Source organism: Streptomyces sp. NPDC101118 (genome assembly GCF_044759445.1).
In the GTDB taxonomy this organism is placed as follows: domain Bacteria; phylum Actinomycetota; class Actinomycetes; order Streptomycetales; family Streptomycetaceae; genus Streptomyces.
The window spans coordinates 34,593-50,575 of sequence record NZ_JBIVZG010000022.1 but is presented as its reverse complement, the minus strand read 5'-3'; the positions used below and the strand labels follow the sequence as shown (position 1 = coordinate 50,575).

The following is a 15,983-nucleotide window of genomic DNA, read 5'->3' as shown; positions in this document are numbered from 1 at the left end:
TGGAGTGAGGAATAGTACCCGCCGGATTGTCACGGGCATGTAACCGCCGGAATAACTCGGGCAACCCGGACAGCCGTCACACCGTCCGCACCGGACCCGGGACCACTACCCGATGGTCTCCCACGCTGCGAAGTCAAGGGCCTGACCCGGTATCTGCCGGGTCACCTCAAGACGCCCGGAAGGGGACAGTGTGGCGATCATCACCCGGCCGGTGCGGTCCCGGACGACCGCGGGCGGTACGAGAGTTCGCCGGCCGGTCGGCGACCACCACACCCCCGATTCCGGCGCCCCGTCGACGTACGTGCCGATGGCGCACGTCCCCCGCTCGTCCTCGGCCGCCAGCACCGTGCAGCTCCAGCCGCCCACCGGAACCCCCTGGACACCGGCGATACGCCCGGTAACCCCCGGCGCGTTGAGGCCCGCCGGACCCTGCGCGCCCCACCGCCACTCGCACGGCTCGCCCGTCTCGGCGTACCGGTAGCGCAGCGCGCCCGCGTCCGGAGCGGCGGCCAGGGAGCCGGGCACCGGGTGCACGGGCACCCGCCGGTCCTCGGCCCAGGCGCCGTCCGGCCCGCCGCGGTGCCAGCGGACCGTCCCCGCGTGGTCCCGCAGCCGCGCGTACAGTTCGACGCCGCCGTCCGGCACGCGCAGCGCCGCCAGGTCCTCGGAGGCCCGGGTGCCGCGCAGCAGGGTCCAGCCCGACCAGGCGCCGTTCTCCCGCTCGTAGCAGTGGTTGAGGGTGTGCAGGTCGTTGCGGAGGAAGAGGTGCAGGGTGCCCGCACCGTCGCAGACGGCCGCCGGCATGCCGATGAACTTGCCGCGCTCCGGCTCCGAACGGTGCGGGTTGTTCTTCACGTGCCAGGGCCCGAGCGGCCGGCCCGTCTGGTACTGGAGCGCGCCGACCACCTCGGTGCTCCAGTCGGCACCCGCGGCCGTACGGCGCAGCCCGAGCAGCCGCGCGTACCCGTCCGGCCCCTGTACGACCGTCAGCCCGGGCAGCAGGCCCGGCACCGGCAGCAGCTCCGGGCCGCCCCACCGCCCGTCGGCGCCCTCGGTCCAGCGCACCACCGCGCCGGGCACCGGCAGGTACGCGGTGACCCGGCCGTCGGTGCCGCGCACCGCCCACCGGAGCGGCGCCGGGTAGCGCGGACGCGAGGCGACGGCGGGCCAGGCGTCGTGGTCGACGACCCGGCAGTCCGTGAACACCGGGGTACCGGTGGCGCGCTGGTACTCCTCCACCGCGTCCAGCACCGCGAGCGCCAGCTCGCTCTCCCACGCCCCGGCGGCACCGCCGTCGCGCACCGCGTGCGGGTCGCCGGTGACGACCCGGTCCGGCCGTACGGCGTACAACTCCCGCAGCAGGGTGTCGGCGAGGCCCTCGGGGCGCAGCGGGCGCGGGGCGGCGTCGGCCGGGCAGCCGCGCCGGGTGGCCTCGGCGGCGGCGCGCGCGTACGCGGACCGGTCCTCGGCACCGCCGGCCTCCGGGCACAGCGCGGTGACCGCACCCGGCCCCCGCTCCTCCCCCAGCAGCACGGCGGCGGCCCGCACATGGGGCGCGACCAGCAGGACGCGGGTGCCCGCGTGCGCCGGCGCGGCACGGTCCGCCTGGGGTTCTGCGGTGCGCACACCCTCGGTTCGGCTGTCGACTGCGCGCACTTGCCCCTCCCGGTTCCCTTTCCCGACACAGCGGGTTCGTCTCGCGGTACCCGCGAGCACGATAAGGGCACTCCCGTTCGATGTGCACGTTTGCCTATAGTTCTCGGGTATCGCTCCACGGCCGCAGCGTGCAGACCCCCGGCTCCGCTGCCGGAGAGCGAACGACCGCCCGGTCCCCCGCAGAGGTGGCGGTCGCCTCACCCACACGACCGATCACCGGGATCGAAGGACTTCACACGGCATGACTCAGGCAACCGAAGCACCGCCGCGTTCCCGCCGGGCCCCCCGCAAGAGCAGCCGGGGCGGCAAGGCATTCAAGATCATCCTGCTGGCCCTGCTCGTCCTCGCCCTGATCGGCGGCGGCGCGGTCTGGTGGATGTACAGCCACCTCAACGGCAACATCGACAGCGTGGACCTGGACAAGGCCATCGGGGACAACCGCCCGGAGAAGGTGGTGGCCGGCGCGCAGAACGTCCTGGTCCTCGGCTCGGACTCGCGCAGCGGCGCCAACGGCGACCTCGACCACGGCGACGTCGGCGGCACCGCCCGCTCCGACACCGCGATGCTGATGCACATACCCGAGGGCCGGTCCAAGGTGACCGCGGTGAGCATCCCCCGCGACACCCTGGTCACCCGGCCCGAGTGCAGGAAGAAGGACGGCGGGACGCTCCCGTCGAAGAAGCGTGTGATGTTCAACTCCATCTACACCGTGGCCGGTCCGGCCTGCGTGGTGAACACGGTGGAGAAGATGTCGGGCGTCCGCATCGACCACTTCGTGGAGATCGACTTCGCCGGCTTCAAGGGTCTGGTCGACGCCCTCGGCGGCGTCACCGTCACCACGGACAAGCCGATCCACGACACCAAGGGCGGCTTCACCCTGGAGCCCGGCACACACAAGCTCAACGGCACCGACTCGCTGAAGTTCGTCCGCACCCGCTACGGCTACGGCGACGGCAGCGACCTCGGACGCATCGGCCTCCAGCAGCAGTTCATGCTCGCGATGCTGACGGAGATCAAGAAGCAGGACGCCCTCGGCAGCCCGGCGCGGCTGTACAAGCTCGCCGACGCCGGCACGAAGTCCCTGACGACCGACTCGGACCTGGCCTCCCTCACCGCCCTGGCCGACTTCGCCAAGTCCATGAAGGGCGTCGACGCGAGCACGATGGAGACCATCATGCTGCCGGTGGCCTACGACAAGGTCGACCCCAACCGCGTGGTCGTCGCGGAACCGCAGGCCACCGACCTGTGGACGGCCGTGCGCGAGGACAAGAAGATCCCGGCCTCCGCCAAGAAGTCCCCCGCGACGGGGGGCTGACGGACCGTCGGACGCCCGGTCCGGCCCCGGTGCGCACACAGCGTGGCCCCCGCCTGTCGGACAGGCGGGGGCCACGTCGCGTGCGGCTCAGACGCGGCCGCGCTCGTTCATCCGGCTGTGCGAGCGCCCGTACAGGAAGTACACGGCGAAGCCGATCACCATCCAGATGGCGAACCGCAGCCAGGTCTCGGCCGGCAGGTTGAGCATCAGCCAGACCGAGGCCGCGATGGACAGGATCGGGATCACCGGCACCCACGGGGTGCGGAAGGCCCGGTGCAGGTCCGGCCGGGTGCGGCGGAGGATGATGACGCCCAGCGCCACCACCACGAAGGCGAACAGGGTGCCGATGTTCACCAGCGTCGCCAGCTCGTTGATGCTGGTGAAGCCCGCGACGACGGCGATGACGCCGCCGAGCAGGATGGTCGGCCGGTACGGCGTCTTGAAGTGCGGGTGGGTGACCGAGAAGAACCGCGGCAGCAGCCCGTCACGGCTCATCGCGAAGAACACGCGGGTCTGGCCCAGCAGCAGGATCATGCAGACCGTGGTCAGACCGACGGCGGCGCCGAAGCTGATGATGCCGCCGTACACGGGATGCCCGGCCGCCTTGAAGGCGTCGGCCAGCGGGGCGCTGGTGGACAGCTCGGTGTAGTGCTGCATGCCGGTGACCACCAGCGAGACCGCCACGTACAGCACGGTGCAGATGAGCAGCGAGCCCAGGATGCCCTTGGGCATGTCCCGCTGCGGGTGCTTGGTCTCCTCGGCGGCGGTGGCCACCACGTCGAAGCCGATGAAGGCGAAGAACACCACGGACGCGGCCGTGAAGATGCCCATGACGCCGAAGTTGGTGGGCTCGTAGCCGAACATCAGCTGCACCAGCGGGGCGTCGAGCCCGGATCCGCCCTCCTGCGCGACGGCGGGCGGGATGAACGGCGAGTAGTTGTCGCCGACGATGAAGAACAGGCCCGCGATGATCACGATCATCACCACGGTGACCTTGATGGCCACCACGATCGCGGTGATCCGCGCCGACAGCTTCACGCCCACCACCAGGATCGCGGTCAGCACCAGGACCAGCAGGAAGGCCAGCAGGTCGAAGGTGCCCCCTGGCACGTCCGGCCCTTCAAGGGCCCGTGGCAGGTGCCAGCCCACGTTGTCCATCAGCGACCGGACGTAGCCGGACCAGCCGACCGCGACCACCGCCGTGCCCAGCGCGAACTCCAGCACCAGGTCCCACCCGATGATCCAGGCGGGCAGCTCGCCGATCGAGGCGTAGCTGAAGGTGTACGCCGAACCCGCGACCGGCACGGTCGAGGCGAACTCGGCGTAGCAGAGGGCGGCCAGGGCACAGGCGACACCGGCGGCCACGAAGGCCAGGGCGGTGGCGGGACCCGCGGTCTCCTTGGCCACCTTGCCGGTCAGCACGAAGATGCCCGTGCCGATGATGACGCCGACGCCGAAGACCATCAGGTCCCAGGCCGACAGGGATTTCTTGAGCGCGTGCTCGGGCTCCTCGGTGTCCAGGATCGACTGCTCGACCGTTTTGGTCCGGAACATGCCGTCGGCCCGGCCGGGCCGCCCTGGTCCCGTGTCATGCTGCGTGCTCACCGGCGTACCTCCACGCACTCGTCGTGATGGCCATGATGGGAATCCGGGCGGCCCAGGAGGGCTTGGTGGGGCTCCGTACGGGTGCTTTTCACGCGAATGGGCCGGTCGGACCACCCATTAAGGGTGACCCGACCGGCCCTGATGCTCAAGGCGGGATCCCGTCAGGACCCGCCGCGCGGAGTGCCGGAGCGGCACGCCGGCACCGGCGCCGCGGCACGCCGCCGCGTCAGTCGGCGGCGGCCTCCACGGCCTCGCTGTCGAAGCGGCCGTCGAGCTTGGCCACCAGGCCGGTGACCTGGCGGGCGATGTCGGGCGCGGTCAGCCCGATCTCGGCCATGACCTCGGCGCGGGAGGCGTGGTCGAGGAAGCGCGGCGGGATGCCGAAGTCGCGCAGCGGCATGTCCACGTCGGCGTCGCGCAGGGCCTGGGCGATGGCGGAGCCCACGCCGCCGACCCGGCTGTTGTCCTCGACGGTGACGACCACCCGGTGGCGCTCGGCGAGCGGGGCCATGGCCTCGTCGACCGGCTTGACCCAGCGCGGGTCGACCACGGTGGTGGAGATGCCCTGCCGGTCGAGCAGGCCGGCGATCTCCAGGCACATCGGGGCCAGCGCGCCCACGGACACCAGCAGGACGTCGGGCCGGTCGGTGCCGGCCTCGCGGAGCACGTCCATCCCGCCGACGCGGCCCACGGCCGGTACGGCGGGGCCGACGGCGCCCTTGGAGAACCGGACCACCGTGGGGGCGTCCTTGACCTCGACGGCCTCGCGCAGCTGGGCGCGGACCTGGTCGGCGTCGCGCGGGGCGGCGAGCCGCAGGCCCGGCACCACCTGGAGGATCGACATGTCCCACATGCCGTTGTGGGAGGCGCCGTCGGTGCCGGTGACGCCGGCCCGGTCCAGGACGAAGGTGACGCCGCACTTGTGCAGGGCCACGTCCATCAGGACCTGGTCGAAGGCCCGGTTGAGGAAGGTCGCGTACACGGCGAAGACGGGGTGCACTCCGCCGGTGGCGAGGCCGGCCGCGGAGACCGCGCCGTGCTGCTCGGCGATGCCGACGTCGTACACGCGGTCCGGGAAGGCCTTGGCGAACTTGTCGAGCCCCACCGGCTGCAGCATGGCCGCCGTGATGGCGACGATGTCCTCGCGCTCCTTGCCGAGCGCGACCATCTCCTCGCCGAAGACGGAGGTCCAGTCGGCGCCGGAGGAGGCGATCGGCAGGCCGGTGTCCGGGTGGATCCTGCCGACGGCGTGGAAGCGGTCCGCCTCGTCCTGGAGGGCCGGCTGGTAGCCGCGCCCCTTCTCGGTCAGGCAGTGGACGATGACCGGGCCGCCGAAGCGCTTGGCGCGGGTGAGGGCGGACTCCAGGGCGGTGATGTCGTGGCCGTCGATGGGGCCGACGTACTTCAGGCCGAGGTCCTCGAACATGCCCTGGGGGGCGATGAAGTCCTTCAGGCCCTTCTTGGCGCCGTGCAGGGTCTCGTACAGCGGCTTCCCGACGACCGGGGTGCGCTCCAGGAGGTCCTTGCCGCGGGCGAGGAACCGCTCGTACCCGTCGGTGGTGCGCAGGGTCGCCAGGTGGTTGGCCAGGCCGCCGATGGTCGGCGCGTACGAGCGCTCGTTGTCGTTGACGACGATGACCAGCGGGCGGTCCTTGGCGTCGGCGATGTTGTTGAGCGCCTCCCAGGCCATGCCGCCGGTGAGGGCGCCGTCGCCGATCACGGCGGCGACGTGGTGGTCGGCGCGCCCGAGCACCTCGTTGGCCTTGGCCAGGCCGTCGGCCCAGCCCAGCACGGTGGAGGCGTGCGAGTTCTCGATGACGTCGTGCTCGGACTCGGCCTGGGCGGGGTAGCCGGACAGACCGCCCTTCATCTTCAGCCGGGAGAAGTCCTGGCGGCCGGTGAGCAGCTTGTGCACGTAGCTCTGGTGGCCGGTGTCCCAGAGGACCTTGTCCTTCGGCGAGTGGAAGACGCGGTGGAGCGCGATCGTCAGTTCGACCACGCCGAGGTTGGGGCCCAGGTGCCCGCCGGTCTTGGAGACCGCGTCGACCAGGAAGGACCTGATCTCCGCGGCCAGCTGGTCCAGCTGCTCCGGGCTGAGCCGGTCCAGATCGCGCGGTCCCGTGATGCGGGTCAGCAGCACCCGTGCCTCCTTGCAGTTGCTTGCTGGTCTGTCGAGTCTAATGTTCCACGCCGAAGTGCCCGGTACCGCGTCCGCGGTACCGGGCACTCGACGGTGTGACCCGGGCCGCCGGAGCGGCCCTTTCCGGCCGCGCTAGGCGCGTCCGGCCGTCTTCTGGGTCTTGCGGGTGACGGAGTCGATCACCACGGTGGCCAGCAGCACCGCGCCGGTGATCATGTACTGGATCGGGGTGGCGATCCCCTCCAGGGCGAGACCGTACTGGATGGACGTGATGACCATGACGCCGAGGAGGGCGTTCCAGGTACGGCCGCGGCCGCCGAAGAGGCTGGTGCCGCCGATCACGGCCGCCGCGATGACGTTCATCAGCAGGTCGCCGGCGCCGGCGCTCTGGTTCGCCGCCGCGATCTTGGAGGCCCAGAACAGACCGCCGATGGCCGCGAAGGTGCCCGCGATGGAGAACACCGCGATCCGGACCGCGGTGACGTTGATGCCCGCGCGACGGGAGGCCTCGACGCTGCCGCCGAGGGCGAAGACCTTGCGGCCGAAGGTGGTGCGGCGCAGCAGGAAGTCGGTGCCGACCAGGACCACCAGGAACAGCAGCATCGCGAGCGGCAGACCCTTGTACTGGTTGAAGACCGCCGCGGCGCCGAAGGCCACGACCGCCAGCAGGCCGGTGCGCAGCGCGATCTCGCCGACGGGCCGGGACGGCACCCCGGCGGCCGCACGGCGGCGGGCGTCGAAGAAGGAGCCGAGGAAGTACGCCACGACCGCGACCAGCGCCAGGCCGTAGGCGGCGGCGACGTCGGTGAAGTAGTACGTGGTGAGCTTGCCGACCAGGCCCTCGGAGTCGAGGTTGATCGTGCCGTTGCTGCCCAGGATCTGGAGCATGAAGCCGGACCAGAACAGCAGGCCGGACAGGGTGACGGCGAAGGCCGGGGCGCCGATCTTGGCGAAGAAGAAGCCGTGGATGGCGCCGATGAGCGCGCCGCCGGCGATGGCGACGAGGACCGCGAGCCACTCGTTGACACCCTGGGTGACGGTGAGCACGGCGACGATGGCGCCGGAGACACCGCTGACGGAGCCGACGGACAGGTCGATCTCGCCGAGCAGCAGGACGAAGATGATGCCGACGGCGATCATGCCGGTGGCGACCATCGTGACCGCGATGTTGCTCAGGTTCTCGGCCGAGAGGAAGTTGGAGTTCAGGCTCTGGAAGATGGCGCAGATGATCAGCAGGCCGACGACCACGGGCAGCGAGCCCAGGTCACCGGCGCGCATCTTGCGCTTGAACTCTCCGACGTAGCCCGCGAGGCCCTGCTCGCGGACCAGCAGGCGCGGGTCCACCGCGGGGACCGCGGCGAGGGGGATCTCGTCCGCCTGGGTCGCGGGGCCGGGGACCTCGGCGTCGACGGGCGTGTGTTCGGTGCTCACTTGCGAGCCTCCCCGGTGCGCGCCGCACGGCGGGTCACGGCGTTGTCCGTGGCTCCCGTGATGGCGGAGATGATCTCTTCCTGCGAGGTGTCCGCGACCTTGAAGACACCGTTGTTGCGGCCGAGGCGCAGCACGGCGACCCGGTCGGCCACCGCCTTGACGTCGGCCATGTTGTGGCTGATGAGGATGACGGCGTGGCCGCGCTCGCGGAGCCGCTCCACCAGGTCGAGCACCTGGGCGGTCTGCTCGACGCCGAGGGCGGCGGTGGGCTCGTCGAGGATGACGAGCTTGGGGTCGCCCAGCATGGAGCGGGCGATCGCCACGGTCTGGCGCTGACCGCCGGAGAGCGAGGCGATGGGGATCCGCACACTGGGGATGCGGATGGACAGGGTGGTCAGGAGCTCGCGGGCGCGCCGCTCCATCTCCACCTCGTCGAGGACTCCACGACGGCGCAGCTCGCGGCCGAGGAAGAGGTTGCCGACCACGTCGATGTTGTCGCAGAGCGCGAGGTCCTGGTAGACCGTCGCGATGCCGAGGTTCTGGGCGTCGTGGGGCTTGGTGACCTGCACGGAGCGGCCCTCCCACTCGATGACGCCGTCATCGATGGGGTGGACTCCGGCGATCGTCTTGACCAGCGTGGACTTTCCGGCGCCGTTGTCGCCCACGAGGGCGACGACCTCTCCGGCGTGGATCTCGAGGTCTACGTCGGTGAGCGCCTGGACGGCGCCGAACCGCTTCGAGACGCCTCGCAACGCCAGCACGGGCGCAGCGGACACATGAACCATCTCCTTCGCCGCCTGACCGGCGGGGATGTCGTACAGAGAAGAGCGAGAAAGGAAGAAGGGAATCGTTTCTGCCCGGCGCCCCGCCGCGGTTGGCGGGGTGAGGAGGGGCGGGGCGCCAGGCAGGATCCGGGGGCCCGGACGGACAGGTCGCGAAGGTCCGTCCGTCCGGGCGGGGCCGCGGGGGGCCTGGGGCTACTTCAGCCCGGCCGCGGCGCAGGCGGCGGCGTACTTGTCGGTGCAGATCTCGTCGACGGTGTAAACACCGTCCTTGACCACAGTGTCCTTGATGTTGGCCTTGGTGAGCGAGACCACCGGGATCAGGAGCGACGGGACGCCCTGGGTGGTGGGGCTGTCGACCTTGGACTTGGCGATCGCGTCGAGCTTCTCGCCCTTGGCCAGCGCGACGGCCATCTCCGCGGCGGCCTCGGCCTCGGGGGCGTACGGCTTGTAGACGCTCATGTACTGCTCACCCGCGACGATGCGCTGCACACCGGCGAGTTCGGCGTCCTGGCCGGTGACCGGCGGCAGGGGGCTGACACCGGCGGACTTCAGGGCGGTGATGATGCCGCCCGCCATGCCGTCGTTCGCGGAGTAGACGCCGACGATCTTGTCCTTGCCGAGCGCGGAGATCGCCGCCTCCATGTTGGCGTTGGCGTTCTCCGGCTTCCACTCCTTGGTGTCGTACTCCTTGCCGATGTTCACCTTGCCGTCGAGCTCGGAGTGCGCGCCCTTCTTGAAGAGGGCGGCGTTCGGGTCCGTGACGGAGCCGTTCATCATGACGATCTGGCCGGCCTTGGCCTTGTCGCCCAGGGCCTCCAGCAGGGCCTTGCCCTGGACCTTGCCGACCTCTTCGTTGTCGAAGGAGGTGTAGGCGTCGATCGGGCCCTCGGCCAGGCGGTCGTACGCGACGACCGGGATGCCCGCGTCCTTGGCCTTCTTCACCGAGCCGGCGATCGCCTTGGAGTCGACCGCGTCGACGATCAGGACGTCCACCTTGTTGGTGATCATGGTGTCGACCTGCGAGTTCTGCGTGGTCGCGTCCTGCTTGGCGTTGGCGTAGACGACCTCGCCCTTGCCGTTCGTCAGCTCCTTGACCTTCTTCTCGATCAGCGGCTGGTCGAACTTCTCGTAACGCGCGGTCTGGTTCTCCGGCAGGAGCAGACCGACCTTGATCGCGTCGCCCTTGGCGGCGCCCGGCGAGGACTCGCTGGTGCCCCCGCCCGACTCCTTGGCGCTGCCACAGGCAGCGAGGGAAGCGGCCATCGCGGCGCCCGCGACGACTACGGCAACACGACGGATACGCGTGTTCATCTTGTGAACCTCCCTGACGTGGCCGCAACCTGCGGCCGAGGTGTGACGTGAGTCAACTCGGCCGCAAGGTTGTCGTCAAGGAGTGAAGACTTAACGAGATGACAACGGTGCCATCCGTTATCTAGATGAAGACAGGGCGGAGGTCTTCTCCGAGCCGACAGATCCAGGCGAAGTGGCCGAACTGCTCTCCAATAGTGTGGAATCACCCATCTCCGAGAGTACGAGGGCCAGCGCCCCCAGCACCTCGGCGCGCCCGCCCAGGGCACCCGTAAGGACGGAAAGCCGGCGCGCGGCGCTGGGGATCGCGTACCGCGAGACCGACTCCCTGATGGGCGCCAGGACCAGCTCACCGGCCTCCGCGAGGCTGCCGCCCAGCACCACCCGGCTGGGGTTGAGCAGGTTGCACAGGTTCGCCACGCCGCTGCCGATGTGCCGGCCCACGTCCGCGATGACCCGCCTGCATCCCGGATCGCCCTCCTGGGCCAACTGGACGACGCGCTCCATCGTGAGGTCCGGCCCGTGGCCGGGCTGGAGCAGCGGCAGCACGTACCGCGCGGCGGCGAAGGTCTCCAGGCAGCCGCGGTTGCCGCACCGGCAGACCGGCCCCGACTCGTCCAGCGTGATGTGCCCGATCTCCCCGGCCGTGCCGCCCGGGCCGCGGTAGATCTGGCCGTTGATGACGAGCCCGGCGCCGACACCGCTGGCCACCTTGATGTAGGCCAGGTCCTTCACGCCCCGGCCGCTCCCCCAGACCAGCTCCCCCAGCGCGCCGAGGTTCGCGTCGTTGTCGACGTACACGGGCACGCCCAGCCGCTCGGAGAGCTCCTGGCGGGGGTTGATGCCGGTCCAGCCCGGCAGGATCGAGGTGGAGCCCAGGGTGCCGGACTCCACGTCGATCGGGCCCGGGACGCCGAGCCCCACGCCGATCACCTTGTCCCGGCCCACCCCGACGGTCTCGATCAGCCTCCCGACCAGCACTTCCGCCCGGTCGAACCCCTCCTTGGACGAGGCGTCGACGTCCAGCGGCTCGGACTCCTCGGCGACCACCTGGTGGGCCAGGTTGCCCACCGCCACGCGCAGGTGCGTGTGGCCGAAGTCGACGCCGATGACGATGCCGGCGTCGCCGCTGAGCGAGACGGCGCGGGCCCGGCGGCCGCCCGCCGAGGTCGGCGTGACCTCGACCGTGCCGCCGTCCTTCAGTTCCCGGACGATGTTGGAGACCGTGGCCGCCGACAGTCCGGTGGTACGGGCGATCTCCGCCTGGGTGAGCGAACCGGCCAGCCGTACCGCGCGTACGACCCGCTCGAGATTCGCCCGGTGCAGTGACGACTGCGAACCCGGAGTCTCCACGACTGATCCACTCCTGCCCTTCAGCGACGGCACTGCCATCGCCCCCCGGCCGAGGCCCCGGAAGGATCACAAAAACCGCACAATCCGGACCCTCGGCTCTTTCAACTTGTGAACACCTAAGTCGAGCCCTTGGGATTCCTTACGTCAAGAGCCCAAGACGGCCCTCACCCGCAAGGGACCCTTCGCTGAACTCGTCCCTATGACCGAGGAAAGGGCCAAAAGGCCCAGAGCGCACCTTCTGGGACACGTGTTAGCCTCGCTGAGGCGTTGATCCTCTGCGGCCGTCCGGCCGGATCGACCCCATTTTCCGACAGCGCGAGGCGAGGAGGTGTTCGGGATGAGTCCCGACCGAAGTTCCTGCCGCGCTCTCGTCGGCTGACCCGCCGGCGTCCCCCTTCCCGGTCGCACCGGTCCCGCGGGTTCCTCCCGTCCCACGGGGGCTGACCCCTCCCACGGGGGCCGACCCCTTCCACCGGTTCCGCCGTTCCCTTCCGCATGCCCTGACGCCCCGCGCGGCGGCCCGAGGGGCTGCGACACACCCATGCCGACGCGCGGGCCCCCGGCCCCGCCGGGACACCCCTGCGCGTCCATGACCACTCCGCGTCACCGTGCGGCTCCGCGCTGCCCGGAAACGCGGAGGGAGGCCTTCACATGACCATGATCACCCCGCGCACCCCGCAGAAGCTCGCACCGCCGGGCCGCACCCGCCGCGAGCGGAAGGCGGCCGAGCTGGAAGCCGGCACCCGCCGGGCCGGCGAGCGGCTCGCCGGGCTGAGCGCCCGCCCCGCCGCCCAGGTGCTCCAGGAGCTCGGCACCACCCGCGACGGCCTCAGCCGGCAGGAGGCACAGCACCGCCTGGAGCGGCACGGCCCGAACGTCGTCGCCCGCGAGCGCGCCCCGCACTGGTGCGTCCAGCTGGCCAAGGCCTACTGGAACCCCTTCATCCTCGTCCTGGTGTTCCTCGCCGGGATCATGTACTGGCAGGACCCCGCCGACCCCGGCGTCGTCATCCTCTCCGTCATGGTCGGCATCAGCGGACTGCTCCGGTTCTGGCAGGAGTACCGCTCGGGCCGGGCGGCCGACGCGCTGAAGCAGCTGGTCACCACCACCTGCGCCGTGCAGCGCCGGGCCGGCACCGCAGCGGCCGCCACGCCGGTGGAGATCCCGCTGGACCAGGTCGTCCCCGGCGACGTGGTGCGGCTCGCGGCCGGCGACCTCGTCCCCGCCGACCTGAGGCTGATCGCCGCCAAGGACCTGATGGTCTCCCAGGCCGCACTCTCCGGCGAGTCCCTCCCGGTGGCCAAGGCCGACAGCCGTACGGAGGACCTCGGCCAGCGCGACACCACCGACCCCGTCGAGGCCGGCAACCTCGCCCTGATGGGCACCTCGGTCACCTCCGGCACCGCCACCGGCGTGGTCGTGGCCACCGGCGCCGGCACCTATTTCGGCTCCATGGCCGGCTCGCTGGTCGGCGAGCGCCCCCGGACCAACTTCGACACGGGCGTGCGCAAGGTCAGCTTCCTGCTGATCCGCTTCATGCTGGTCATGGTCCCGGTGGTCTTCGCGGTCAACGGCGTCACCAAGGGCGACTGGGACGAGGCCTTCCTCTTCGCCGTCGCCGTGGCGGTCGGACTGACCCCCGAGATGCTGCCGATGGTGGTCTCCGCCAACCTCGCCCGCGGCGCGGTCGCCATGTCGCGGAAGAAGGTCGTCGTCAAGCGGCTCAACGCGATCCAGAACCTGGGCGCGATGGACGTGCTCTGCACCGACAAGACCGGCACCCTCACCGAGGACCGCATCGTCCTCGACCGCCACCTCGACGTGCACGGCCGCGAGGACGCCGAGGTCCTGGAGTACGGCTACCTCAACGCGCACTTCCAGACCGGCCTGCGCAACCTGATGGACCGGGCGGTCATCGACCGCGTCAACGAGGCCGAGGAGGTTGTCGTCGACGCACGGTTCTCGATGGTCGACGAGATCCCCTTCGACTTCGCCCGCCGCCGGATGTCCGTGGTCCTCAACCGCAACAGCCTGGTCGGCGACCCCGGCCGCACCGAACACGTCATGATCACCAAGGGTGCCGTCGAGGAGGTCCTCGCCCTGTGCACCCACATGACGGACCGCGGCGAGCGCGTCGAGCTCACCGAGGCCCTGCGCGCCGGCGCCGCCGCCACAGCCCGGGACCACAACCGGCAGGGCCTGCGCGTCCTCGCCGTCGCCACGCGCACGCTCGACGCGCCCCGCGACAGCTACACCGTCGCGGACGAGGACGGCCTCACGCTGGTCGGCTTCCTCGCCTTCCTCGACCCGCCGAAGGCGGACGCGGCCGCGGCCCTGCGGGGCATGGCGGACAAGGGCATCGCCGTCAAGGTGATCACCGGCGACAACGAGCTGGTGGCCGCCCGGGTCTGCGCCGACGTCGGCCTCGACGTCGGGCACGTGGTGCCCGGCACCGAGATCGACGCCGCCGACGACGCGCAGCTGCGCGAACTGGCCGCCCGTACGACCGTGTTCGCCAAGGTGAACCCGGTGCAGAAGGCACGGGTCGTACGGGCCCTGCAGGCCGACGGCCACACGGTCGGCTTCCTGGGCGACGGGATCAACGACGCTGCCGCGCTGCGCGACGCCGACGTCGGCATCTCCGTCGACACCGCCGTCGACATCGCCAAGGAGTCCGCGGACATCATCCTGCTGGAGAAGGACCTGACGGTCCTGGAGCAGGGCGTGGTGCAGGGCCGCACCACCTTCGGCAACACGATCAAGTACATCAAGATGACCGCGTCGTCGAACTTCGGCAACGTCTTCTCGGTGCTGGTGGCGAGCGCGTTCATCCCGTTCCAGCCGATGCTGGCGATCATGCTGCTGGTGCAGAACCTGGTGTACGACATCGCCCAGCTGGCCACGCCCTGGGACCGGATGGACGAGGAGTACCTGCGCAGGCCGCGGAACTGGGACGCCCGGGGCATCGGCCGCTTCATGGTCGTGATCGGGCCGATCAGCTCGGTCTTCGACATCGCGATGTTCGTGATCATGTGGAACGTGTTCGGCGCGAACAGCGAGGCGCACCAGGCGCTCTTCCAGTCCGGCTGGTTCATCGAGGGCCTGCTCTCGCAGACCCTGGTCGTCCACATGATCCGGACCCGGAAGGTCCCGTTCGTGCAGTCCCGGGCCTCGTGGCCGGTGATGGTGATGACCGTCCTGGCAGTGCTGACGGGCCTGTTCCTGCCCTTCTCGCCGCTGGCGTCGTCGCTGGGCTTCGTGCCCGTGCCGATGTCCTACTTCCCGTGGCTGGTGGGCGTGCTGCTGGCGTACTGCACCCTCACGCAGCTGGTGAAGACCTGGTACGTCCGCCGCTTCGGCACCTGGCTGTAGGCCGGGGCCGGACGCGGAGGAGGGCGGGGCCGTCTCGGGGCGGCCCCGCCCTCCTCGTCCGTGCCGGCCGGGCTACTTGAGCGTGGCCGAGGTGAGGCCGGCCTGGATCTGCCGCTGGAAGGAGAGGTAGACCACCAGCATCGGGATCATCGCGATGGTCACGCCCGCGAACAGCACCGGCAGGTCGGTCTCGTAGCCCTGCTGCTGCTGGAGCTGGATCAGGCCCTGGGTGAGCAGGTAGCGCTCGGGGTCGGAGCTGCTCTGCGGCTGCATCAGCACCGAGGGCAGGATGTACTGGTTCCACTGGCCGAGCGTGTTGAAGATGCCGACGCTGATCAGGCCGGGCTTGGCCATCGGCAGCATCACCTGGAAGAAGATCCGGGTGTGCGAGGCCCCGTCGATGACCGCTGCCTCGTGCACCGCGGTCGGCAGGGTGCGGAAGAAGCTGTGCATGAAGAACACGGTGAACGGCATCGAGTACGCCACGTACACGAGGATCAGCCCGTGGTACGTGTTGAGCATCTCGAACCGCTTGACCATGAAGAAGAGCGGCACGAGGGCGAGGAAGACGGGGAACATCGCCCCGCTGACGAAGAAGTAGTAGACGAACCGGTTCCCCTTGAAGGGGTAGCGGGCCAGTACGTACGCCGCCATCGACCCGAAGAGCATGGTGAGCGGCACGGAGAAGACCAGGACGATGAAGGTGTTGGCGAAGTAGTCGCCGATGCCCTTGTCCCAGGCGCGCCCGAAGGCGTCGAGGTGCCAGTTGGAGGGCCAGCTCAGGGCCGACCCGCCGATCTGGGCATCGGTCTTGAAGGAGCCCAGGGCGAGCCAGATCAGCGGCAGGACGATCAGTATGGCCCAGACGGCCAGGAAGCCGTGCGAGAAGACGTTGAGGACGGTGCCGTCGGCGCCGCGGCGCTCGCGCTCCCCGGTGCGTCCCGATCCCCCGGCCGCGTCGGCTGCCGCCTCACCGGGGGCCTTGATCACTGTGGATTCGGTGGTCATCGTGGCACTC

10 protein-coding genes are annotated in these 15,983 nt (G+C 70.5%); 2 read left to right on the top strand and 8 right to left on the bottom strand.

Annotated features, from left to right (window positions below; genetic code table 11):
• Positions 1-105 precede the first annotated feature (105 nt).
• The gene (locus tag ACIQUQ_RS28780) at positions 106-1,656 is read right to left on the bottom strand and encodes a hypothetical protein (RefSeq protein ID WP_403981552.1); all 1,551 of its coding nucleotides are present in this window, start codon (positions 1,654-1,656) and stop codon (positions 106-108) included.
• Positions 1,657-1,897: 241 nt separating this feature from the next.
• Here ACIQUQ_RS28780 and ACIQUQ_RS28775 point away from each other — a divergent pair, with 241 nt between their 5' ends.
• Complete coding sequence (locus ACIQUQ_RS28775; protein ID WP_403981549.1) at positions 1,898-2,971, top strand: LCP family protein; 1,074 nt, start codon at positions 1,898-1,900, stop codon at positions 2,969-2,971.
• 87 nt (positions 2,972-3,058) lie between these two features.
• Here the strand turns inward: ACIQUQ_RS28775 and ACIQUQ_RS28770 are convergent, their stop codons facing one another.
• From ACIQUQ_RS28770 to ACIQUQ_RS28745, 6 genes are all read right to left on the bottom strand, one after another.
• Positions 3,059-4,576 carry an amino acid permease gene (locus ACIQUQ_RS28770; RefSeq protein WP_403981547.1) on the bottom strand — a complete coding sequence of 506 codons (1,518 nt, stop codon included), beginning with the start codon at positions 4,574-4,576 and terminating at the stop codon, positions 3,059-3,061.
• 226 nt (positions 4,577-4,802) lie between these two features.
• Entirely contained in the window at positions 4,803-6,716 is a 1,914-nt protein-coding gene (dxs, locus tag ACIQUQ_RS28765) for a 1-deoxy-D-xylulose-5-phosphate synthase (RefSeq protein ID WP_403981544.1), read from the bottom strand.
• A 132-nt stretch (positions 6,717-6,848) separates the two neighbouring features.
• Complete coding sequence (locus tag ACIQUQ_RS28760) at positions 6,849-8,147, bottom strand: sugar ABC transporter permease (protein ID WP_403981541.1); 1,299 nt, start codon at positions 8,145-8,147, stop codon at positions 6,849-6,851.
• Positions 8,144-8,932: an ATP-binding cassette domain-containing protein gene (locus ACIQUQ_RS28755; protein WP_399952316.1), complete on the bottom strand. Its 789-nt coding sequence runs from the start codon at positions 8,930-8,932 to the stop codon at positions 8,144-8,146. Before ACIQUQ_RS28755 ends, ACIQUQ_RS28760 begins: the two co-directional genes overlap by 4 nt.
• A gap of 192 nt (positions 8,933-9,124) precedes the next feature.
• A complete protein-coding gene (locus tag ACIQUQ_RS28750) occupies positions 9,125-10,243 on the bottom strand; it encodes a sugar ABC transporter substrate-binding protein (RefSeq protein WP_403981538.1) in 1,119 nt (372 codons plus the stop codon).
• A 117-nt stretch (positions 10,244-10,360) separates the two neighbouring features.
• Positions 10,361-11,593 (bottom strand): ROK family transcriptional regulator, encoded by a 1,233-nt coding sequence (locus ACIQUQ_RS28745; RefSeq protein ID WP_403981536.1) that lies wholly within the window; start codon positions 11,591-11,593, stop codon positions 10,361-10,363.
• Between the two features lie 651 nt (positions 11,594-12,244).
• On the opposite strand from ACIQUQ_RS28745, the gene mgtA reads away from it, so the two are divergent.
• Complete coding sequence (gene mgtA / locus ACIQUQ_RS28740; RefSeq protein WP_403981533.1) at positions 12,245-14,965, top strand: magnesium-translocating P-type ATPase; 2,721 nt, start codon at positions 12,245-12,247, stop codon at positions 14,963-14,965.
• Positions 14,966-15,037: 72 nt separating this feature from the next.
• On the opposite strand, the gene ACIQUQ_RS28735 is transcribed toward mgtA, so the two are convergent.
• On the bottom strand, positions 15,038-15,973 hold the full coding sequence (locus ACIQUQ_RS28735; RefSeq protein ID WP_403981529.1) for a carbohydrate ABC transporter permease: 936 nt from the start codon (positions 15,971-15,973) through the stop codon (positions 15,038-15,040).
• Positions 15,974-15,983 lie beyond the last annotated feature (10 nt).

Coding starts and splice junctions, on each gene's coding strand:
- ACIQUQ_RS28735 (WP_403981529.1), bottom strand. CDS start 15,973: ATGACCACCGAATCCACAGTGATCAAGGCCCCCGGTGAGGCGGCAGCC.
- ACIQUQ_RS28750 (WP_403981538.1), bottom strand. CDS start 10,243: ATGAACACGCGTATCCGTCGTGTTGCCGTAGTCGTCGCGGGCGCCGCG.
- ACIQUQ_RS28755 (WP_399952316.1), bottom strand. CDS start 8,932: ATGGTTCATGTGTCCGCTGCGCCCGTGCTGGCGTTGCGAGGCGTCTCG.
- mgtA (WP_403981533.1), top strand. CDS start 12,245: ATGACCATGATCACCCCGCGCACCCCGCAGAAGCTCGCACCGCCGGGC.
- ACIQUQ_RS28775 (WP_403981549.1), top strand. CDS start 1,898: ATGACTCAGGCAACCGAAGCACCGCCGCGTTCCCGCCGGGCCCCCCGC.